This is a genomic window from Aquimarina aggregata, from assembly GCF_001632745.1.
GTDB lineage: Bacteria > Bacteroidota > Bacteroidia > Flavobacteriales > Flavobacteriaceae > Aquimarina > Aquimarina aggregata.
On the sequence record NZ_LQRT01000055.1, the window covers coordinates 1 to 709 of the forward strand.

Sequence of the window (709 nt, forward strand, 5' to 3'; positions counted from 1 at the left end):
CGTTACCCACAATTAGAGAAAATGACTTATAGAATAACAAAATTTGACCCAAAAAAGAGAAATGAAGAAGGGCATTTTCTGGATAATTCCGAATGGACAGCTATTAGCGACATAGGGAAAACTGAATATAGAAACGTGGATTATAAAGAATATGAAAAAACTGAAACGGCATATGCTGAATCTATTAAACTTATTCTTGACGAAAAAAACATATCGAGCTTAAAAATTGACTCATTAGAGTTACGCGATTCGTTCGATGATTTTGAAAATTATAAAAAAGATGGTCGACTAAAGAATATTGATGTTGATTTTTATAATGAAATTGACATTTTAGAAAACGGAACTACTTTAAATTTAACTCAGATTCAAAAAATGATTCGCTTGATTTTAAGAGAAACTGTTTGGATGAATCTACTCGAATCTGAATTTAAAATTACTTTCGGATATGATTATTATATGTATGTTGAATGTTCAGAATTAACTAATTCAACCATAAAACGGATTGAAAAAACGGGTCTTTTTGTCGAGCCAAATATGGGACAAAGGACAATTATAGTTACGGACGAAAACGGAAATGAAATATAAGAACTGTGGGTAACACGATATATAGCAAATAGGGCAGTCAGTGTTTAATCGAAAGGTTGTTGTCTATTTGCAAAGTCGCCAAATCTTTTGATTTGGTATTAAAAAAGAAAAATTAAAACCACGC

1 protein-coding gene is annotated in these 709 nt (G+C 30.6%); it reads left to right on the forward strand.

The annotated features are described in order from the left end of the window. The coding region (locus tag AWE51_RS23340; RefSeq protein WP_232517446.1) for a hypothetical protein at nucleotides 1-585 on the forward strand (585 nt) is incomplete at its 5' end. Nucleotides 586-709: the final 124 nt, after the last annotated feature.